The 19,729-nt window shown below is 71.3% G+C and carries 21 protein-coding genes; 12 read left to right on the top strand and 9 right to left on the bottom strand.

Annotated elements, in window-relative coordinates; translation table 11 throughout:
- Positions 1-99: 99 nt before the first annotated feature.
- The 6 genes from BM140_RS04940 (at position 100) to BM140_RS04915 (ending at position 5,055) form a co-directional block, all read left to right on the top strand.
- A complete protein-coding gene (locus tag BM140_RS04940; RefSeq protein ID WP_091942558.1) occupies positions 100-624 on the top strand; it encodes an amino acid kinase family protein in 525 nt (174 codons plus the stop codon).
- Complete coding sequence (locus BM140_RS04935) at positions 621-2,198, top strand: DUF6513 domain-containing protein (protein WP_091942556.1); 1,578 nt, start codon at positions 621-623, stop codon at positions 2,196-2,198. The genes BM140_RS04940 and BM140_RS04935 overlap by 4 nt, the downstream gene beginning before the upstream one ends.
- Before the next feature lie 4 nt (positions 2,199-2,202).
- Positions 2,203-2,784 (top strand): DUF447 domain-containing protein, encoded by a 582-nt coding sequence (locus tag BM140_RS04930; RefSeq protein WP_091942554.1) that lies wholly within the window; start codon positions 2,203-2,205, stop codon positions 2,782-2,784.
- Between the two features lie 20 nt (positions 2,785-2,804).
- Positions 2,805-3,344 carry an SRPBCC family protein gene (locus tag BM140_RS04925; RefSeq protein ID WP_091942552.1) on the top strand — a complete coding sequence of 180 codons (540 nt, stop codon included), beginning with the start codon at positions 2,805-2,807 and terminating at the stop codon, positions 3,342-3,344.
- Positions 3,345-3,490: 146 nt separating this feature from the next.
- On the top strand, positions 3,491-4,021 hold the full coding sequence (locus BM140_RS04920; protein ID WP_091942550.1) for an SRPBCC family protein: 531 nt from the start codon (positions 3,491-3,493) through the stop codon (positions 4,019-4,021).
- Positions 4,022-4,140: 119 nt separating this feature from the next.
- The gene (locus BM140_RS04915) at positions 4,141-5,055 is read left to right on the top strand and encodes a YVTN family beta-propeller repeat protein (protein WP_091942746.1); all 915 of its coding nucleotides are present in this window, start codon (positions 4,141-4,143) and stop codon (positions 5,053-5,055) included.
- A 114-nt stretch (positions 5,056-5,169) separates the two neighbouring features.
- On the opposite strand, the gene BM140_RS04910 is transcribed toward BM140_RS04915, so the two are convergent.
- Entirely contained in the window at positions 5,170-5,370 is a 201-nt protein-coding gene (locus BM140_RS04910; protein ID WP_091942548.1) for a hypothetical protein, read from the bottom strand.
- Positions 5,371-5,542: 172 nt separating this feature from the next.
- Complete coding sequence (locus BM140_RS04905; protein ID WP_091942546.1) at positions 5,543-6,577, bottom strand: hydantoinase/oxoprolinase family protein; 1,035 nt, start codon at positions 6,575-6,577, stop codon at positions 5,543-5,545.
- Positions 6,578-6,580: 3 nt separating this feature from the next.
- Between BM140_RS04905 and BM140_RS04900 the strand changes: the two genes are divergently transcribed.
- Positions 6,581-7,282: a HisA/HisF-related TIM barrel protein gene (locus tag BM140_RS04900; protein WP_091942544.1), complete on the top strand. Its 702-nt coding sequence runs from the start codon at positions 6,581-6,583 to the stop codon at positions 7,280-7,282.
- A gap of 135 nt (positions 7,283-7,417) precedes the next feature.
- Here the strand turns inward: BM140_RS04900 and fae are convergent, their stop codons facing one another.
- The 7 genes from fae to BM140_RS04865 all read right to left on the bottom strand — a co-directional run bounded on the left by fae (position 7,418) and on the right by BM140_RS04865 (position 14,452).
- Positions 7,418-7,930, bottom strand: coding sequence for a 5,6,7,8-tetrahydromethanopterin hydro-lyase (gene fae, locus BM140_RS04895; protein WP_091942542.1), 513 nt, complete (start codon positions 7,928-7,930; stop codon positions 7,418-7,420).
- A gap of 235 nt (positions 7,931-8,165) precedes the next feature.
- Positions 8,166-9,020, bottom strand: a complete 855-nt coding sequence (locus tag BM140_RS04890) for a triphosphoribosyl-dephospho-CoA synthase (RefSeq protein ID WP_091942538.1) — start codon at positions 9,018-9,020, stop codon at positions 8,166-8,168.
- The gene (locus tag BM140_RS04885; protein WP_091942536.1) at positions 9,017-9,931 is read right to left on the bottom strand and encodes an ATP-grasp domain-containing protein; all 915 of its coding nucleotides are present in this window, start codon (positions 9,929-9,931) and stop codon (positions 9,017-9,019) included. The genes BM140_RS04890 and BM140_RS04885 overlap by 4 nt, the downstream gene beginning before the upstream one ends.
- Before the next feature lie 255 nt (positions 9,932-10,186).
- Positions 10,187-11,158: a methenyltetrahydromethanopterin cyclohydrolase gene (gene mch, locus BM140_RS04880; protein WP_091942534.1), complete on the bottom strand. Its 972-nt coding sequence runs from the start codon at positions 11,156-11,158 to the stop codon at positions 10,187-10,189.
- Positions 11,088-12,452, bottom strand: coding sequence for an ATP-grasp domain-containing protein (locus tag BM140_RS04875; RefSeq protein ID WP_244535295.1), 1,365 nt, complete (start codon positions 12,450-12,452; stop codon positions 11,088-11,090). The genes mch and BM140_RS04875 overlap by 71 nt, the downstream gene beginning before the upstream one ends.
- An 11-nt stretch (positions 12,453-12,463) precedes the next feature.
- The gene (gene mtdB, locus BM140_RS04870) at positions 12,464-13,357 is read right to left on the bottom strand and encodes an NAD(P)-dependent methylenetetrahydromethanopterin dehydrogenase (protein WP_091942532.1); all 894 of its coding nucleotides are present in this window, start codon (positions 13,355-13,357) and stop codon (positions 12,464-12,466) included.
- A gap of 111 nt (positions 13,358-13,468) precedes the next feature.
- Positions 13,469-14,452 (bottom strand): beta-ribofuranosylaminobenzene 5'-phosphate synthase family protein, encoded by a 984-nt coding sequence (locus tag BM140_RS04865; RefSeq protein ID WP_091942530.1) that lies wholly within the window; start codon positions 14,450-14,452, stop codon positions 13,469-13,471.
- A 429-nt stretch (positions 14,453-14,881) separates the two neighbouring features.
- Here BM140_RS04865 and BM140_RS04860 point away from each other — a divergent pair, with 429 nt between their 5' ends.
- The 5 genes from BM140_RS04860 (at position 14,882) to BM140_RS04840 (ending at position 19,686) form a co-directional block, all read left to right on the top strand.
- Complete coding sequence (locus tag BM140_RS04860) at positions 14,882-15,958, top strand: molybdopterin-binding domain-containing protein (RefSeq protein WP_091942528.1); 1,077 nt, start codon at positions 14,882-14,884, stop codon at positions 15,956-15,958.
- Positions 15,952-17,598 carry a formylmethanofuran dehydrogenase subunit A gene (locus BM140_RS04855; RefSeq protein ID WP_091942526.1) on the top strand — a complete coding sequence of 549 codons (1,647 nt, stop codon included), beginning with the start codon at positions 15,952-15,954 and terminating at the stop codon, positions 17,596-17,598. Before BM140_RS04860 ends, BM140_RS04855 begins: the two co-directional genes overlap by 7 nt.
- A gap of 13 nt (positions 17,599-17,611) precedes the next feature.
- A complete protein-coding gene (fhcD, locus tag BM140_RS04850; protein ID WP_091942524.1) occupies positions 17,612-18,547 on the top strand; it encodes a formylmethanofuran--tetrahydromethanopterin N-formyltransferase in 936 nt (311 codons plus the stop codon).
- Positions 18,544-19,341 (top strand): formylmethanofuran dehydrogenase subunit C, encoded by a 798-nt coding sequence (locus BM140_RS04845; RefSeq protein WP_091942522.1) that lies wholly within the window; start codon positions 18,544-18,546, stop codon positions 19,339-19,341. Before fhcD ends, BM140_RS04845 begins: the two co-directional genes overlap by 4 nt.
- A 138-nt stretch (positions 19,342-19,479) precedes the next feature.
- Positions 19,480-19,686: a hypothetical protein gene (locus BM140_RS04840; protein WP_091942520.1), complete on the top strand. Its 207-nt coding sequence runs from the start codon at positions 19,480-19,482 to the stop codon at positions 19,684-19,686.
- Positions 19,687-19,729 lie beyond the last annotated feature (43 nt).

Below are 19,729 nucleotides of genomic sequence, written 5' to 3'. Positions count from 1 at the left end.
CCGGAAGCGGGGTTCCCCTCTCCCGCCTCGCATCCGCGAGGCACCCTCCCCCGCAGAGGGGGGAGGGTTTTTGCTGTCGTCAAACTCGGCGGCAGCCTTTTGACCGACAGCGCGCGCCTGCGCACCCTCCTCGGCGACTGCGCCATGATAAACGTCGCCATCGTCCCCGGCGGCGGCCCCTTCGCCGACGCGGTGCGCACGGCCCAATCCGCCCTCGGCTTCGACGACGCGCTGGCCCACCGCCTCGCCCTCGACGCCATGGGCCGCATGGCCGAGGTTTTTTGCTGTCTCGAACCGCGCCTCACCGTCGCCGCGAGCCTCGACGCCGTGGCCGACGCCCTCGCCCAAAGCCGATCCGTCGTCTGGGACCCAACCGCGCTGAAGGCAGGGTGCCCCGACATCCCGGAGAGCTGGGCGGTCACCTCCGACAGCCTCGCGCTCTGGCTCGCGACGCGGCTCGGCGCCGAGCGCTGCATCCTCGAAAAATCCGCGCCGGTGCCGGCCGCCGACCCGCAGGCACTCGCCGCCGCGGGGCTGGTGGACGCGGCCTTCCCGCTGTTTGCCGCCCGCTACCCCGGTCGAATCGTGGTGCGCGGCCCCGAATCCGTCAGTGAGGCCGCATGAGCGCGCCCGACCACCTCGTCTTCATCACCGGCAAGCTGGCCCATGCCCGCCTCGAAAAGGTCGCCGCGACCCTGCCGGCCGAGCGCTACGTCTGGTCGATCGCGGACGCCGGCGTGAAGGTCGCGGCGCTGATGACGGAAGAGATCATCAAGCGCCGCGTGACGATGCCCGAGGGCGCCACCCGCATCGTCCTGCCCGGCCGCTGCCGCGCGAACCCGGAAGCGCTGAGCCTGCATTTCGGCCTCCCCGTGGAGCGGGGCCCCGACGAGGTGGTCGATCTGCCGGCCTATCTCGGGCTCACCGCCCGCAAGGTCGATCTGACGCGTCACGACCTGCGCATCTTCTCCGAGATCGTCGATGCCTCGAAGATGACGCCGGACGAGATCGTCGCGAAGGGCCTGGCGCTCGCCGCCAAGGGCGCCGACGTGATCGATCTCGGCGGGCTGCCCGACACCGAGTTCCCCCATCTCGAAGAGAGCGTGCGCGGCCTCAAGGCCGCCGGGCTGAAGGTCAGCGTCGATTCCTTCTCGCTGGACGAACTCACCCGCGGGGCCAGGGCCGGAGCGGACTACCTGCTCAGCCTCAACGAGGAGACGCTGGACCTCGCCTTCGAGACCGAGGCGGTGCCCGTCCTCGTGCCGATGCGGCCCGACGACCTGCCCTCGCTGGATCGAGCCATCGAGCGGATGGTGAAGGCCGGAAAACCATTTCTGGCCGACCCGATCCTGGAGCCGATCCATTTCGGCTTCGTCGACTCGATCGTCCGCTACCGCGACATCCGCGCCCGCTGGCCCGACATCGCCATGATGATGGGCACCGGCAACCTCACCGAACTCACCGAGGCCGATAGCCTCGGCGTCACGGCTCTGCTTGTCGGCATGTGCTCGGAATTGTCCATCGGCAACGTGCTGATCGTGCAGGTCTCCAACCACACGCGCCGCACCGTCGAGGAGCACGATGCGGCGCGGCGCGTGATGTATGCGGCCAAAGCCGACGCGGCCCTGCCGAAGGGCTATGGGCGGGAACTCCTGGCCCTTCACGACAAGCGCCCCTTCGTCCAGACCCCCGACGAGATCGCCGCTCAGGCCGCCGAGGTCCGCGATCCGAACTACCGCATCGCGGTCGCCGAGGACGGCATCCACGTCTTCAACCGCGACATCCACAAGACCGGCACCGACGCCATGGCGTTCTTCCCCGATCTGAGCGTGGAGAGCGACGGCGCTCACGCCTTCTATCTCGGCGGCGAGTTGACCAAGGCCGAGACCGCGTTTCGGCTGGGCAAACGCTACGTGCAGGACGAGCCGCTCGATTGGGGCTGCGCCGCCGACCGCGAGGCGCAGGACACCACCGCCTTCAAGCAGGCCGGGCCGACCAAGAAGGCGGCGCATACGAGCCATAGCGGCCCCGCCGCGCCGGCGGCCGAGCGCGCCGCGGCGATCCCGGCCGAACAGGATGCGGCCCGGCCCGAGATCGAAACCGGCCGGGGCGAGGCCGCGCTGCGCGATCCGCTCAGCGAGCCGAAGGCTGCACGCATCGTCTGCGGCCGGCTGGTGCCGGACGAGGAGCGGAGCTGAACCGATGCCGCTGATTCTCGAGACCGTCGTCACCACCCTCTCGGCGGACGGCGCCATGCACCTCGTGCCGTTCGGCCTGATCCGCGAGGGCGAGGATTTCGTGCTCGCCCCGTTCCGGCCCTCGCCGACCATCACCAACCTGACCGAGCGGCCCTATTTCTGCGCCTCGGCCCCCAGCGACGTGCGGGTGATCGCCGGCGTCGTCACGGGGCGGCGCGACTGGCCGGTGGTGGATTGCGACCGGATTCCGGGCAAGCGCCTCGCGGAGTGCTTCGGCCATGCCGAGTTCGAGGTGGCGGGGATCGAGGACGACGAGACCCGCCCGCGTTACCGGGGCCGTATGGTCCACGCGCAGAGCCACGTGCCGTTCATCGGCTATAACCGGGCGCAAGGCGCGGTGATCGAGGCCGCGATCCTCTCGACCCGGCTCCACATGCTGGAACCCGACAAGATCCTGACCGAGATGGCCTACCACGCCATCGCCATCCAGAAGACCGCCGGTCCCGCCGAGCGCGAGGCCTGGGACTGGATCGAGGACAAGGTTGCCGCCGCCCTCGGGCGCAGCGAGCGGGTCCTCAAGGCGTGAGCAGGCCGGAGGAGCCTTCCATGATCAGAACCGTCTTCCTCGCCGCCGCAGCGCTGGCCGCCACCGCCACCGCGGCGAGCGCCCAGCACGCGCCGACCCGCCGCAAGGTGGTCGAGAGCGTCACGATCCAGGCCCCGGCCGACAAGGTCTGGGCGGTCGTCGGCAACCCGACCGACGCCACGTGGATCGCCCACGTGGTCAGGGCCGAGGCGGTGACCGAGGATCAGAAGAAGCCGACCTACCGGCTCACGCTGGACAACGGCCACACCCTGGTCGAGGAGAGCCGCAAGCTCGACGCCGAGGCGCGCAGCTTCGCCTATTACCTCACCAAGAACGACGTCGCGGACCTGCCGGCCAACGACTATTCGGCGACCGTTTCGGTCGTGCCCGAGGGCGAGGCGGCGTCCCGCGTCGAGTGGAAGGCCGCGTTCTATCGCGGCTACCCCAACAACGATCCCCCGCCCGCCCTCAACGACGAGAACTCGGAGAAGGCGGTGCGGGCCTGGATTCAGGCCAGCCTTGGGACCCTCAAGGCGCGGCTTGAGAAGGGCGGCTCCTGAGGGCCGGCCCGCCACCGCCCACAGATTTCACCGCGATCGCCGGGGCGCCCCCCTGGCGAAGCCGTCGCGGCGATCAATGTGTGGGTGACACTTCGTCAGAAGGGTGAGACCGCGCCGCACCTGCGGCGCTGGGGAGGAGACGAGAGATGCAGTTTCGGACGCTCGCCGCGGTCGCGGCGTTGGCCACGGTGACCTTCGCGGCCCAGGCCCACGGCCCGACCCGCCAGAAGGTCTCGGAGTCGATCGAGATCAACGCCCCGGCCGACAAGGTCTGGGCGATCGTCGGCAACTTCCAGGACGGCAGCTGGATCCCGGTCGTCGAGAAGACCGAGGGCAAGGGCGGCAACGAGGTCAAGGCGACCCGCACGCTGACCCTTAAGGGCGGCGCCACGGTCGACGAAGAGCTCGCCAAGTACGACGCCGAGAAGAAGACCTTCATGTACCGGATCGACAAGGTCGACGTGAAGGTGCTGCCGGTGAACGACTATTCCTCCACCATCGAGGTCGAGGGCGACGGCACCAAGTCCAAGATGACGTGGCGCGGCGCGTTCTACCGCGGCTACATGAACAACGATCCGCCGCCGGACCTGAGCGACGAGGCCGCCAAGAAGGCCGTGCTCGGCCTCTACAAGGCGGGTCTGGAGAACGTGAAGGCCAAGGCCGAGAAGGGCTCGTAGGTTCTCAGATGATGCAGGCGGCGCGCTCGATGACGATGCTCGGCCAAGCGCGCCGCCCCACGCCTCCCCCACCCGTGGGGAGGCGGTTGGTGCCGTCCATCGCCCTGTGCCTGCCCCTGATGGCTCTGCTTGCGGCCACCCCGTCTCCGGCCCAGGAAGCCCTCGTCACGACGCAGCTCGGCAACGCCGTCGAGATCGTCGATCTGGCGACCCGGACAATCCTGCACACGATCCCCGTCGCGGGTGCGCCCGCCGGCATCGCCCTCTCCCCCGACCGGAAGCGGGCCTACGTTACGCGGCCCGAGGGCCACGGCGTCACGGTGATCGACCTCGACGCGCAAAAGGTCCTGTCCGAACTCGGCCTGCCCGGCGGCCCCCTCGGCATCGGCGTCAATCCGATGAGCGGCGAGGTCTACGTCGCCGACTGGTTCGCCGAGCGGGTGTTCGTGCTGCGCCCCACGCCCGAGGGCCTGAGCCTCGACGGCGAGATCGCCACCGGCAAATCGCCTTCGGGCATCGCCGTGACGCCGGACGGGGCGACGCTGCTCGTGGCCAACCGCGAATCCGATTCGGTCTCGGTGATCGACGTGGCCACCCGCAAGGAGACGCGGCGCATCGCCGTCGGCACCCACCCGTTCGGCCTGACGCTCTCGCCCGACGGCACCCGCGCCTACACGGCCAACGTCCTGTCCGACGACGTCTCGGCCATCGACATCGCGGCGGGCCGCGAGACCGGGCGCGTCGGCACCGGCCAGCGACCCTACGTCATCGCCTTCGCCCAAGGCCGCGGTTTCGTGACCGACCAGTATTCCAACACCGTGACGGCCTTCGACCCCGCCACGATGACGAAACTCGGCACGGTCGATGTCGGCGACCATCCGGAAGGCATCGCCGCCACCCGCGACGGCCGGACCGTGGTGGTCGCCAACTGGGGCGACAACGCCCTGAGCCTGATCGACCCGTCGAGCCTCAAGGTGATCGCCACCATCGCGACCGGTGACGGGCCGCGCTCGTTCGGCGACTTCTTGCGATAGAGCCTCGGCCCGAAAGGTGGGACACCGGCTTTCGGAAAAGGCCGATGCGGCAGAACAACGGAGAGCCTCGGCCCGAAAGGTGGGACACCGGCTTTCGGGACGAGGCTCGATCGCTCAGGCGGCGGCGGGCGGCTCGCCGGAATCGTCCTCGCCGGGGGAGTTCAGGATGTCCTCCAACTCGTCCACCAGCCGATCGACCTGATCCTCGCTCGCCAGCACCTTCGTGGTGCGACCATCCTCTGTGACGAAGGCCAACTCGATCTCGGCACCCGTGCGCGTCGCCAGGATGCGGGTGAGTTTTTGGGCGACCGTCATTCTTCCCCTCTCCTCGTTTCGTCCCGCTCCACGCGCGGGACGGGACAACTTCCTCAAGAGGATCGTCTTGGATATCGGATCCAGGGCGATCCTCTCGATCCTTGTGCCGCATCGTCTTCTTCCGAAAGCCGGAAACCACCTTTCGGGACGATACTCCGGCAATCAACCCACCTCAGGCGATCAACCCGACCGCCACCGCCGGGCCGCAGGTGGACACCCATTCGGTCCCCTCGGCCGCCACGCGGTCGGCGATCAGGCCGGCAAGCGGCACCGCCGCGCGCCCGAGGCGACCGGCCAGCCGCTCGGCCAGGAAGCGGCCCGCCCCGCACACGACGAGCGGGGCGTCCGCCGGCAGATCGGGCCGCGACAGCAAGACCGAGGCGGCGTCGTGCAGCGGGCGCAGCTGCGCCTCGGCGAACCAGGCGGCCAAGGCGCGCCATTCCTCGCTCGTCCCCTCCCCCCGGTCGCGGCCGACCATGCGGGCCAGCCGCGTCTCGGTCTCGGCCAGCGACTTGCCCTTGAGGTCGGCGCTGTGCTGCTGGTCGGCGCCCTCCGGCAGGTCGCCGGTGAGGCGGTGGATGTCGGCCGCGGTGGCGAAGGTCTCGGCCATCAGCGCGGTGCGCCGCCCGCGCCAGGGCGCGTGGGTGGCGAAGGCCAGGATCGGCGTGCGGACGACGCCGGTATAGACGAGCTCGCCGGTCTCCAGCCGCTCGGCGTCGCTGTAGCCGGTGGCGGCGGGGTGCCCCTCGACGATCGGGATCAGGTCGGCGGTGGTCGAGCCGATATCGACCAGGAGCGCGCGCGGCAGGCAGCGGCCGACGAGGGCGGCCGTGGCGTGCCAGTTCGCGGAAGCGATCTTTTCGGCGACGCTCTTCGCGCCCTCAGCCGCGACGAAGCCGGCGCTCCCGGCATAGATGCACACGCGTCCCTTCAAGGTGGCGGCGGCCCATTCCGACAGCTTCTCGACGCCGTCCGCCCGATCCGCGAAGCAGTCGGTGAGCTCGCCCGTCATGGTGACGGCGTGGTCGGCCTCGCCGCGCGCCCACGCGGGCAGTTCCGAAAACGTCCGGTCGAGGGCCGGGATCCCGCGCCAGAGCGGACAGGCCGCCTGCACCGCCTCGATCACGCGGCCGCCCTCGATCAGCGCCGCCTTGACATGCACCCCGCCGAGGTCCCACCCGACGATTCTGGTCCCGTTCCGGTTCACGCGATGTCTCACGCTCTGCAAGGTCGGGCGGCGCCGTTCCGCCTGATCCCGGTGATCGATCTGCGCCACGGCGCGGTGGTGCGCGCCCGTGCGGGCGAGCGTGATGCCTATGCCCCGATCGTGACCCCCTTGGCCAGGGGTTCGGCGCCGGCGGACGTCGCCCGCGGCCTGCTCGATGCGGTGGACGCCGACCTCCTCTACGTCGCCGATCTCGACGCGATCATGGACGGGACCGAGCCCGACCGCGCCAGCCTGGAGGCGGTCGCCCGGGCCTGTCCCGGCGTCGGGCTGTGGGTCGATGCGGGGTTCTCGGAAACGGCTGCGGTCGAGCGGTTCCTCGCCACGGGGCTCGGGCGCCCGGTGATCGGCAGCGAGAGCCAGCGGGACGATTCGCTCGCGCGGGCCTTGGGAAACCGCGCCGTGCTCTCCCTCGACAGCCGCGGGGCGGAGCGGCTGGGCCCGGACGCTCTCCATGACGACGCCAGCGCGTGGCCCGAGGCGGTGATCGTGATGACGCTGGCCCGCGTCGGCACCGGCACCGGCCCCGATCTTTCGCGGGTTTCGCAGGCCGTGGCGCGGGCGGAAGGCCGAAGCGTCTACGCGGCGGGCGGCGTGCGCGGACCGCAGGACGTGGCGCGGCTGACGGCGGCCGGTGCGGCCGGCGCCCTGGTCGCCTCGGCGATCCATGACGGCCGGCTGCGCTGAGCGGCATCCGCCCAAAAAGAAAGGGACGGCCGAAGCCGTCCCAATCCATCAACGTCCAAGGAAGATCGAAGCCAGTCGCTGGAGCAGGCCCCGCGGTGCGGGCGGAGGCTCGCTCTGCCCAGGACTGTGTCCGATCTAAGCGTTGGCGGCGAAGGGGTGGGTCGCCGACTTGCGCTGCTCGGTCACGGTCGCGGCCTTCGGCTCGCCGTTCACGGCGCGCTGGATCGACAGCTTGGTGGCCTCGTAGTTGTACTTCTGGATCTTGGCGTCGTCGGCCGCTTCCCAGTGGATGAACACGCCGACGAGCACGAACACGTCGTCAGCCTCGTCCGCCGGGATGATGCCCTCGGCGACGGCGTCCTGAACGGCGAGCGCGACGCCGTGCTGGGCCGGGCCGAACATCTGGACGGCCTGACGGGCGTCGTTGATGGTGACCTTGTTGAACATCAGGGTGTTCGGCTTGCACGGCAGGTTCGGCGCGATCACGGCGAGCAGGCTGGTGAAGCCGTGCTTGTTGTTGACCAGGCCGTTGGCGAAGGCGGTCTCGGCGGCCGAACCACGCGGTCCGATGATGAGGTCGATGTGGGCGACTTCGTTGCCGTCACCGACGAGGGCTTCGCCGACCTGAAGCTTGTTGATCTTGGCCATTCGGGGTCTCTCCCTGAATTCATGGAAAAAAGGCCCGCCCTGAGAGGAGGCGGGGCCGAAGGCCATCCTTGTTCGCGGCGCCCGGCAGGGGGCCGAGCCGGTTAGCCCGGATAGCGGCGCGGACCCTACAGCGGGCCTTTGCCCCGAACAACCCGCGCCAGACCCGGAAATCGGCGATTTTTTGGACCCCGAGGGGCCTTGACGGGACCGAACATCGTTCCTTCGCGGGCGCGGGTCACGCAGCCTCGCCGCGGGCGCATAGCAGGGTCTCGAGGAACAGGGTCGCGACCGTGAAATCCGCGCTCGTTCCGGGGTTGAGGCCGGCGGCTTTCAGCGCGCGGTCGTAATCGAGCAGCACCGCGACGGCGTTGTCCTGCGCGAGGTCGAGCCCGCGCAATCGCGTCGCGGCCTCAGCCCGCACGGCCTCGGCGCGGTCGGGGCCGTGCTTGCGGGCGATGTGGCTGTCCGGGACCGTGGTCAGGTAGGCGAGATGCACCGCGGTGGTGGTCCAGGGTGCGGCGAGTCCTGTTTCGCGCGCCTTCGCGAGGGCCCGCAGGCCGATCGTGAAGAGGTCGGCGAAGCCGTCGGTATAGGCGCGGGCGATGCGGTCGCGCGGGGCCGCCTCCTCCATCGCGTCCCTGAGCGGCGGGACGGCGGCGGTGTCGGTCACGTCGTGGCGCGCGGCCTGGCCCAGGCCGCCGGGATTGGCGCGGCGGATCGCGGCGAAGACGTCCGATGCGTCCGAGGCATCGAAACCGGCGAGTACGGAGGACAACGCGTCGGACAGGGGCGCGTCCTCTTCCGCGGCGCGGGCCAGCGGCGCGCAGAGCAGCAGGATGCCGAGATTGGTGTTCTGGCCGACGGCTTCCATCGTCGCCTCGACGCCGCCGCGCACCCGCGCGCCGACCCGCGCTCCTCGGGCGGCGAGCGGGGGCGCCGACACCTCGGCGCTGGTGACGAAATCGGCCGTCACCATGCGGTGGCCGGGGGCGTAGGCGTGGACGTTGCCGGGCTTGAGCGCGTCGAGTTCGGCGAGGCAGGCGGCGCGGTAGAGGCCGGCCACCGTCGCGGCGGGCAGACCCGCGCTCATCCGAGCGCCGAGAGGAGCCGCGGCGGGCGGGCGGCACGCACGGCGTTGAGGAAGCCGCGGGCGACCGCGCTCGCGATGTCCACCTCGGTCACCTGCTGCAGGCCGGACCAGGCCGGCATGGAGTTGACCTCCAGCACGAGGAAGCCGCCCTCCCCGTCCTCGACGAGGTCGATGCCGGTGTAGTCGACGCCGACCGCGGCGGCGGCGGCCTCCGCGAGTTCGGCGGCGCGGGCCGGCACGTCCCAGGCGAAGGGGCGGCCGCCGAGATGGACGTTGGTGATCCAGCCGTCGCCCTCACGGATCATGCCGGCGATGGCCCGCCCCTCGCAGACGAAGACGCGGTAGTCGCGCCACAGCCCGTCGCGGCGCGGCACGTAGCGCTGGAGATAATAGACGCCGCTCACCGTCTCCGGAGACGGGAGGTCGTCGGGGCTTTCGAGGAGCATCAGCCCCTCGCCCTGCGAGCCGAACAGCGGCTTGAGCACGATCGGCCGGCCGGGCCGCGCCTCGCGGGCGACGATCTCGGCCGCCGCCTCGCGCTTCGAGACCACGAAGGTGTCCGGGGTCGGCAGGCCGGCGCGGGCGATCAGCAGCGAGGTCGCGGCCTTGTCCACCGAGCGCTCGATGGCCACGGGACCGTTCCAGACCGTGACGCCGGAGGCGACCAGGGCGTGGAGCACGCCGAGCCGCATGGTGGTGGCCTCGAACGTGCCGCCCGCGATGGTGCGCAGGAGGACGCCGTCGGGCAGGCCGTCGGCGAAGCCCGGCACCCGCAGGGGCTCGCCCCCGCCCGTCACCACGGCGACGTCGGCGAGGGAGAACAGCACCGGCTCGACGCCGAAGGATTGGAGCGCCACGCGCAGGCGCGCCTTGTGCCAATTGCCGTTGTCGGCCGCGAGCCCGATGCGCATTCTTTTTTCCGTTTTTCTCCCCCTCCCCCCTTCTGCGGGGGGAGCGTGGCCCCCGAAGGGAATCGGGAGAGGGGAGCGACGGCGCCGCTTGGCCGCATTCGACACGACTCTCCGGAAGCGTCGCTCCCCTCTCCCGCCTCGCATCCGCGAGGCCCCCTCCCCCCCTCAAGTCGGGCTGGCCCGACTTGGGCAGATATCTTGCGGATCTCGGGCAAGCCCGAGGTCCGCGGGGGAAAGGGTTATCGCCGTCGCTTCTTACGTGAACGACGCGTCCACCAGCGTCGGCTCCAGGCGGCCGCCGCGGAAGGTGTGGCCGGTCTTGACCGAGGTCACGATGGCTTCCGCCGGCGAGAACAGCGCGCCGTCGATCTTGTAGAAGTCGCCGTTCACACGGGAAAAGATCTCGGCGAAGGGGGCGCCGTGATCGGCCGAGGTGGTGGAGGGCAGCTGCTCGGCGAGCTGCTTGGCGTCGGCATCGTCGGCATCGACGAAGAGCTGGACCCGGCCGCCATAGATGATGGCGTCGTTGGTGCGGCCCATCGCCTGGATGAAGTCCGGGTGCTGCGGCGAGAGCGGGGCCGAGCCGATGCCGTCGAGGATGCGGTGTAGGTCGAAGCCGACGGTGTGGGCCTTGTGCAGGGCCACCTCCAGCACGCGGGCGACCACCTGGGTCGCGCCGGCCAGGCTCTGGGTCGGGGCGTAGATGAAGGTGACGTTCTCCGGGGCGATGCCGGTGGCGGCGGCGACCTTCTGGACGACCGAGGCCGGCGGGGCCGAGGCCGATTCGAGCACGAGGGCGGTCTGGCTCGCGTTGTCGCGGTAGTTCAGCTCCTTGTAGAGCTCCTCCACCACGGCGACCGCGCGGCCCGGGCCCGAGCCCAGGGCGAAGAAGCCGGAATCGCCCTCCTCGTCGGCGAGGCTCCAGCCGGCATACTGGCTGCCGAGGCAGGCCAGCACCGGATCGGCGGAATGGACGACGACCGAATAGGGCCACGAGGCGATCGGGCCGGTCGGCGCGATCGAGACGGTGCCCAGGCCGCCGAGGCAGATCTCGGCGATGCGCCGGCCGGCCTCGATCGAGCCGCGGGCGTTGGCGCCGGCATCGACCGTGCGCGCGCCGTTCTCCTGCGCGACGACGAGCCGGAGCTTGGCCGCGTCAGCGACGAGGCTCTCGACCAGCGGGCCCGCCAGCGCGTTGAGGCTCGGGACGGTCGTGTTGGAACTCATGCCTGTTCTCCGTGTCGTCGAGGCGGGCGCGGAGCGCATCCGCCCGTGCCCGCAAATTCCGTATCGCCGCCGCCGCATCCGGCCCGGTCGCCGTCACCGTGCAGAGCGGTGCGTCGCGCCCCACGCGGATGCCCGCTCGCGGCCGGTCCCGCACGTGATCCGGCCAGTCGAACGGCGGCAGCGCCGCGTAAGTCCGGGCCGCGTAACAGATCTCGGCGCCTGTTGCATCCGGGGGCGCGGCTTCGGGAATCGGCAGGCGGCCGAGGCTCGCCTCGATATGCGCCAGAAGCAGGGGTGTCGGGCGCCGGTCGAGCACGTCGAGAGTCGCGCCGGGGCGCGGGTTGATCTCGAGGAGACGCCAATCGTCGCCGTCGATCAGCAGGTCGGCGCTGGCGAGGCCGGCAAGACCGGTCGCGCGCACGATCCGGCCGACGGCCTCGATCACGGCCTCCCGCACGGGCGCGGCAACCGGGTGCGGCTCGTCCCGGCCGCGGGCGAGCGCGCCGCCGTAGCGGAACGGGCGCAGGCGGGAGGGCACCTGCCACTGCTCGGTCAGCGCCAGCGGTTCGATGCGGGTGCCGTCGCTGAGGAAATTCAGGGCAAAGGCGCGGCCGGGGGCTTTTTGCTGGAGGTAATGGCCGGGGGGCACCGTGCCGGTGGCACTGAGGCGGACATGCGAGCCACCGCAGCCGCCCGCACGCTTGAGGAGCCACGCTCCTCGTTCCGCCGATGCAAGACGAGCCGAAAGCGGCGCTTCCCCTCCCGCCCGTGGGGAGGAGGGAGGAGGTGGGGGTGGTGCCGGATGAGGCTCGGCGGTGCCTTCTGCACCACCCCCACCCCTGTCCCTCTCCACAAGGGGGAGGGGAACCCGCGTCCCACGCGGCCCATGGGTGATCGCCGGATGCGGGATCGCGAGGCGTTCGCACAGGGCGGCGAAGCCCGCGGGGTCCTTCAGGGCGGCGACCGCAGCCGGCGTCGCCCCAAGCAGGGGAAAGCGGCCGGCGATCTCGGCCATCAGGGCGGGCGCGCCCTCGAACCCGCTGCCGAGGACCACGCCGAGCGGCGCGCTTCCGGCCTCCGCAGCCAGGGCTTCGAGCCCCGCGAGCACCGCGCCCCGGTCCCGCCGCCCCGCACCGAAGCGGCCGGGAAGCGGGCGGTGGGCTTCGGCCAGCGCCAGGGTGTCCTCATCGCCGAACAGGTCGAGGACGAAGGGGCGCAAACCCGCCCGGCGCGCGGCCTGGGCCAGCGCCCGGCCGGACTGGGCGGCGATCAGGAGCGCGCCGCCCTCCCTCATGCGCGGCGTGGTCAGCCCGCGATCTCGACGGCGAGCGTGTAGGCGTCGCGGAAGTCGAGGCAGAGCGGCTCGTCGGCTTCCAGCATCTTGCGGAACAGGCGGCACTGGGTCTGGTACTTGACGTTGCCGACCGCCAGCGCGCCGATGCCGACGCCCTTGCCGACCGGGAGCGGCACGTCCTTGGCGTTGACGTCGATGCCGGCGATGCCGGCCGGCGGCACGGCGTTCACGTCCGAGGCGACCAGGAGCTTGGGCGCGGATTCGAGATCCTCGGCCGTCAGGATCGGGATGCCGGCGGGGCCGGCGGAGAGGATCACGTCGGCGTCGGTGATGGCGGCGCGGCGTGCCTCGGGCAGGGTGCCGTCGACGGCGCCGACCTCGATGCCGAAGCGCCACTTCATGGTGAAGGCGATCTTCGAGACGCGCTCCTCGCCGTCATGGCCGACCAGCACGGTCTGGGCGCCTTCCAGTGCACCGATCACCGCGGCGACGTAGGCGACGACGCCGGCGCCGCCGAAGATGACGATGCGCTTGCCCTTGAGATCGGTGCCGAACTTCGCCTTCAGCGCCCGGTTCACCTCGGCCACCATCGCGGCCCCGGTGGTGAAGGAGCCCGCCGGATCGGCGAAGACGTGGTTGACGAAGGGCGGCACGAACGCCTTCTTGGCCCGGTCCACCATGTCGAGGGCGTCCTCGGCGTTCTTGCCGCCGATGAAGATGCCGGTGCGCACGCCGTCCTGCGGGGCGCGGGAGAAGATCGAGTCCTGGGTCAGCGAGACCACGTCCGCCAGGGTGACGCCGGTATAGGGGATCAGGGTCTCGAAGCCGGCATCGATCGCCATGTTCACGTCGAACGGGCTCATGTGCTTGAGCGGCGTCAGCATGTGCAGGATCGAGCGGGCCATGGTGTTCGTCTCCCGTGATCGCGGTCTCAAAAGGCCGCTTCAGGTGCAAAGCGTATCGCACCGGCGCCCGTCAAGCGCGGGTTTATCTGGAACGGTTCTGGAGAAAAAAATCTAAAGATCGGTCACCGAGGCGCCGTCGTTGCGTCCGCGGGCGATGACGAAGCGGAGCCGCCCCGGCCGGGCGAGACTTGCCACCAGCCGCTCGGCCTCCGCCTGAGACGGCATCAGCGCGAAGCCGGTCGGGCCCCAGGAACTCTGGCCGTAGCCCGGCACGCCGCTCTGGGCGATGGTCGCCAGCGCCTCCGCCACCGCGGGGCTGGCGTAGCGCCCGCCCTGGTGCGGGGCGAAATGGTCGCCGATGCGCTTCTGGATCTCGGTGATGCCGGCGCCGAAGCCGGTGGGCTCGGCGGTCGCGGCGGCGGGCAGGATCTGCATCAGCACGATGCGGCAGATCTCGGCGGCCTGGGCGGCCTCGAAGGGCGGCAGATCGCGGAACGCTTCGGTCTCGCGCGAGCCATGCACGCCGGTCATGGCCTCGTCGAGGATCAGCACGACCCGCCAATCCTCCGGGTAGGGCAGCCGGGCGATCACCGGCGGCGGCGCGCCGGAATCGTCGCGCCCGCCATCGACGATCAGCCCGCCCTCGGTGAAGGCGGCGAGCCCCACGCCGGAGCGGTTGCCGCGGTCGAGCACGTCGGCGAAATCGGCGGGGGCGAAGGGCTGGCCGTTGAGACGCGCGAGGGCGGCGGCGACCGCCAGCGCGAGCTGCGTGCCCGAGCCGAAGCCGGCATGGGGCGGGATCGCCTCCTCGACCTCGACGGCCACCGTGTCGGGCACGTCGAGATAGGAGGCCGCCGCCAGGAGGTTGGCCCGCACCCGCTCGGCCTCCGGACCGGTCGCGGCGACGCGCTTGGCGGGGCGCGCGACGAGTTGCACCGCCGGCGCGTCGAGGGCGAGGCCGATGCTGCCGAAGCGGCGCCCGAGGCCGCCGTTGAGATCGAGAAAGCCGAAATGGAGGCGCGCCGGAGCACGGACGCGGACACCCGCGGCGGTTCCGGTCGCGGTCTCACCCGTACGTTGCGGGACCTCGGCCACCGTCGCTCCCCTCTTCCGATCCGAATATGGGCCGGCCGCGGCGCAGCGCCTCGATCCCGGCGGGCGGCTTGTCCCATGCGGCGGCGCCCACGACAACCTCGCTCGACAACCTCGCTCGACCGCACTCTTGCCCGAACCCTCGGCCCGCCCCCTGCCAGAACCCTTGCCCGCCCCCTGCCCGCAAGTCGGGCCGAAAATCCTGATCCGGAAAGCGTGGCGGGACCGGCAAGGGGACTTGCGGGCGCGGTGTCAGCGATGCAAAACCACGTCGCTCCCTCGCGGAGCCGGTCCGAGCATCTGCCCGCCGCCTGTGACGGCGCGGGACATCGAGGCTCCACCAAGGGCGTCCTCTCCGGCGTCCCTCGGACACGGCCGTCTTTCGCCCTGCTCATCCCGCGGGGATGCCCGAAGAAACGACGGTGAGGAATCATGGCAGCCTGGGTGAAGGGGGGCGCGGCGGATGTGGACGCGGCGGTTGCGGCCGCCGCCGACCTGCTCGCCGCCGCACGCGTGCCGGTGCTGACCGGCCTGAACGCGGATGTCGCGGGCCTGCGCGCGGCCTACCGGCTGGCCGAGACGCTCGGCGCCTCGCTCGATCCGGTCGCGGGGAAAAGCGTCTACGCCGAACTGGGCGCGCTCAGCGCGGGCGGGGCGATGACCACGACCCGGGCCGAGACGTCGGCGCGTGCCGACGTGGTGCTGGTTCTCGGCAACCGTCCCTGGGACGGCGACCTGATCGGCGAGATCGCCGCCGCCCCGATCCGCCGGGGCCGGGCGACCGGCTCCGAGCGCGCCCTGCTCTCCCTCGGCGGACCGCAGAACGGCGCGATCCGCCACGTCGCCTACGGTGCGGACGAGGGCGGGCTCGCGGTCTCGCTCGGGCATCTGCGCGCCTTCGCCAAGGGGCATCTGGCCGGTGAGGCGGCGTTCGCCGACCTCGCCCGGCGCCTGTTCGCGGCGCAATACGGCGTCGTCATCTACGATGCCGAGGAACTCGGCGAGATCGGCGTGGAGATGCTCCAGGGCCTGATCCGCGATCTCAACGAGACCACCCGCTTCTTTGCCCTGCCGCTCGCCGACCCGTTCCAGGGCCGCGCCGCGGTGCAGCTCTCCGCCTGGACCACGGGCCAAGCGCCCCGCGTCGGCTTCGGCCGGCATCTGCCCGAGCACGATCCCTGGCGCTTCGACAGCACCCGCCAGATCGAAGCGGGCGAGGCCGACGCCGCCCTCTGGCTCGCCGCGCTTCCCGCGCCGCGCCCGGACTGGCTCGGCACGCTCCCCACCGTCGCCATCGTCGGCGAGGGCTCGACCGAGGCCGCGGGCGAGACCGCGGAGGTCGTCATCACCGTCGGCGTGCCGGGCGAAACGGTCGGCGGCGCGCTGTGGAACCAGCGGCGCGGCGTCATCGCCTACGCGGAGGCGACCGCTCCGGCGGAAGGCCAGACCGCAGCCGACGTGCTCGCCCGCATCCGCGACCGCCTCATCGAGAAGGGTGTCTCATGCTGACGCGTATCCATGGCGGACGGGTGGTCGATCCGACCGCCGGGCGCGACGGCGTCGGCGACGTCTGGATCGAGGACGGCCGCGTCGTCGCCCCATCGGATCGTGCCCCCGACGAGACCATCGACGCCACCGGCTGCGTCGTGATGGCCGGCGGCGTCGAGGTCCACTCGCACATCGCGGGCGGCAACGTGGTGATGAGCCGCCTGCTCCTGCCCGACCTCTATGTCAGCGAATCGGCCCCGAACGGCCATCCCTTCGCCCATGCCGGCGGCTCGGGCAGCTGGGTCGGCGCGAACTACGCGCGGATGGGCTACACCACCGCGGTCGAGCCGGCCCTGCCGCCCTCGAACGCGCTCGCGACCCATCTCGAACTCGCCGACATCCCGCTGCTCGACCGCGGCGGCCTCGCGGTGCTGGGCAACGACGACCACCTGCTCCAGCTCCTGCGCGACGGCGAGGGCAAGGCGGCGGTGCGCGATCTCGTGCAGCAGACGCTGGCCCATTCGCGGGGCCTGGGCGTCAAGTGCATCAACGCGGGCGGCGCCTCGGCCTTCAAGGACGGCGTCCTCAAGCTCAGCCTCGACGACGAGATCCCCTGCTACGGTCTCTCGACCCGCAAGATCATGTCGGCGCTGCTCGACGCGGTGGAAGAGATCGGCGTTCCGCATCCGCTGCACGTCCACTGCAACAACCTCGGCCTGCCCGGCGCCGACGATTCCCTCGTCGCGACGCTGGAGGCCGCGGAAGGCCGGCGCATCCACTTCGCCCACGCCCAGTTCTACGCCTACGGCGTCGCCGATCCCGAGAACCCGATGACCGGCGGCTTCCGCTCGGCTGCGGAGCGGATCAACGCCGCGATGGAAGCCCACCCCAACGCGACCTACGACGTCGGTCAGGTGGTGTTCGGCCAGACCGTGACGATCTCGCTCGACATCCTGCGCCAGTTCGGCGGGCGCAAGGGCGCCAAGCCGAAGAAGTGGGTGCTGTCGGCGGGTGACGCCGAGGGCGGCGGCGTGGTGCCCTTCCTCTACCGGCCGCGCGGGCCCGTCTCCTCGCTGCAATGGGCGATCGGCCTGGAGCTGATGCTGCTCTCGTCGAACCCCGAGCGCACGATCCTCACCACCGACCACCCGAACGGCGGCGTCTTCACCGAGTATCCGCGCATCATCCACCTGCTGATGGATGCCGAGGAGCGGGCGAAGGAAATCGCGACGCTGCCGGCGGTCGTCGGCGAGCGCTCGGGCCTGCCCAAGATCGAGCGCGAATACTCCTTGAGCGAGATCGCCCAGCTGACCCGCTCGGGTCCGGCTAAGCTCCTCGGCCTGACCGACCGCGGCCACCTGCGCGAGGGCGCCAAGGCCGACATCGCGATCTACCGCGACCAGAAGGATCGCACGGCGATGTTCAGCCATGCCAAGCTGGTGCTGAAGGACGGCCGCCGCATCGTCGAGGACGGCGAGGTCGTGGCCTGGATCTCCGGCAAGACGCTCTCGCTGAACGTCGAGGCGGATGCCGGCATGGAAAAGCGCGCCGAGACCTACCTGCAGGACCGCTTCGGCGCCGGCCTCGACACCTTCGCGGTGCCGGATGCCGCGTTCCCGGAAAACACCGGGACGTTCGAAGACGTGGCGTGCCGGGCGTGAGGGAACTGATCTGATGGCTGACCTCACCCTCAACGGCATCAAGGTCGAGGACACCTTCGCCGAGGCCTTCGACGTCGCGGGCACCGCGATCATCGTGACCAACGACACGCCGAAATGGGCGATGATCGCGGCGACGGTGATGACGGGCTTCGCCACCTCGGTGATCGGCTGCGGCGCCGAGGCCGGCATCGACGCCGAACTCTCGCCCGACGAGACCCCGGACGGGCGCCCGGGCGTGCGCATCCTGCTGTTCGGCTTCGAGCCGAACGGGCTGAAGGAGCAGCTGCTCAAGCGCGTCGGCCAGTGCATCCTCACCTGCCCCGGCACGGCGTGCTTCGCCGGCGTCGAGGGCCCGCACAAGATCAAGCTCGGCGGCGCGATCCGCTATTTCGGTGACGGCTTCGCCGTCGCCAAGCGCCTGCCGGACGCGAACGGCAAGATGCGCCGCTACTGGCGCATCCCCGTCATGGACGGCGAGTTCCTGTGCGAGGATTCGACCCGCGCGGTCGACGGCGCGGTCGGCGGCGGCAACCTGCTGTTCCTCGGCCGCAAGCACTCGGACACGCTCATCGTCGCCGAGATCGCCGTGGAAGCTGCCAAGGCGATCCCCGGCGCGATCCTGCCCTTCCCCGGCGGCATCGTCCGCTCCGGCTCGAAGGTCGGCGGGCGCACCAAGGGCATGATGGCCTCGACCAACGATGCCTATTGCCCGACGCTCAAGGGCCGCGCCGGCTCCGCGCTGCCGCCCGAATGCGGCGTGGTGCTGGAGATCGTGATCGACGCGCTGACCTCGCAGGCGGTGGCCGAATCGATGCGCGCGGCGCTCCACGCCTCCACCGAGATCGGTGCCAAGTACGGGTTGGTGGCGGTCACCGCCGGCAATTACGGCGGCAACCTCGGCCGGCACCACTACCACCTCCGCGACCTGTTGGAGAAACCCGCCGCATGAGCACGCTGAGACTGCGCGGGGCGCCGCCGGAGCGGATCGACCTCCTCAACGTGACGCCGCTGGCGCTCAGGGGCCTGTCCGAATCGGAAGCCGGCAAGCTCGCCGTCGGCACCAGCCGCCGCGGCGTGAGCCTCGGCGACCTGTTCGAGATCCATCTCGACGGCTCCGACACGCTCGTGATCGAAGGCGGCTCCGACCGTCTCGACCGCGTCGGCGCGGCGCTCTCCGAGGGCACGATCCGGATCGAGGGCGATGTCGGCCAGCGCCTCGGCGAAGGCATGGCGGGCGGCACGCTGACCGTCACCGGCTCGGCCGGTCCGTTCGCGGCCACCGGCGCCACCGGCGGCACCATCACCATCGAGGGGGATGCCGGCGACCACGCGGGCGGGGCGGTCTACGCCGCCAAAGCCGGGCTCGACGGGGCGACGCTGGTCATCAAGGGCCGGGCGGGCGACCATCTCGGCGACCGCATGCGCCGCGGCCTCATCCTGGCGGGCTCCGCGGGGGCGCAGACCGCCTCGCGCATGATCGCCGGCACCATCGTGGTCTCGGGCGCCATCGGCGACCATCCGGGCTACGGCATGCGCCGCGGCACCCTGATCGCGGGCGGCCACGGCGCCCTGCTTCCGACCTTCGTCGAGACCGGCACCCCCGACCTCGTCTTCGTCCGGCTCCTGGCCCAGACGCTCAAGCGCCTCGGCGCGGCGCAGGCCGGACTGCTCGGCGGGACGCTGCGGCGCTACTCGGGCGATCTGGCGACGCTCGGCAAGGGCGAGATGTTCGTGCCGGCGTAAAGCCGGCACGATCCTGTGCCTGCGCCCATTCCACGCTGCACAAAATCACTTGCCGGCCTTCCGCTTCGTCCCACTTCTCCCGGATGCGGCGCGCAGGCGGAGGCCTCAGGCCGCGCTCATCCTGCGAGGTCGTGCGGCATGTTCCTGCTCCTGTCCGTCTGTCTCATCGCCGAGCCGACGAAGTGCCACGACGAGCGGATCAACCTCACCTTCGACAATCCCAATCCGTTCCTGTGCCTGCGCAACTCCCAGGCGACCCTGGCCGCGTGGCAGGAGGAGCATCCCGACCTGCACGTGAAGAGCTGGCGCTGCGCGGCGAAGGGGAGCGTGCGGGACAAGACGTAGGGGTCCGGGCGCTTGAGCCCCCCGCCGCGCGGTGGCAGGGTCC

It is taken from the genome of Methylorubrum salsuginis, from assembly GCF_900114375.1.
Classification (GTDB): domain Bacteria; phylum Pseudomonadota; class Alphaproteobacteria; order Rhizobiales; family Beijerinckiaceae; genus Methylobacterium; species Methylobacterium salsuginis.
This window is presented reverse-complemented; position numbering and strand designations above follow the sequence as displayed.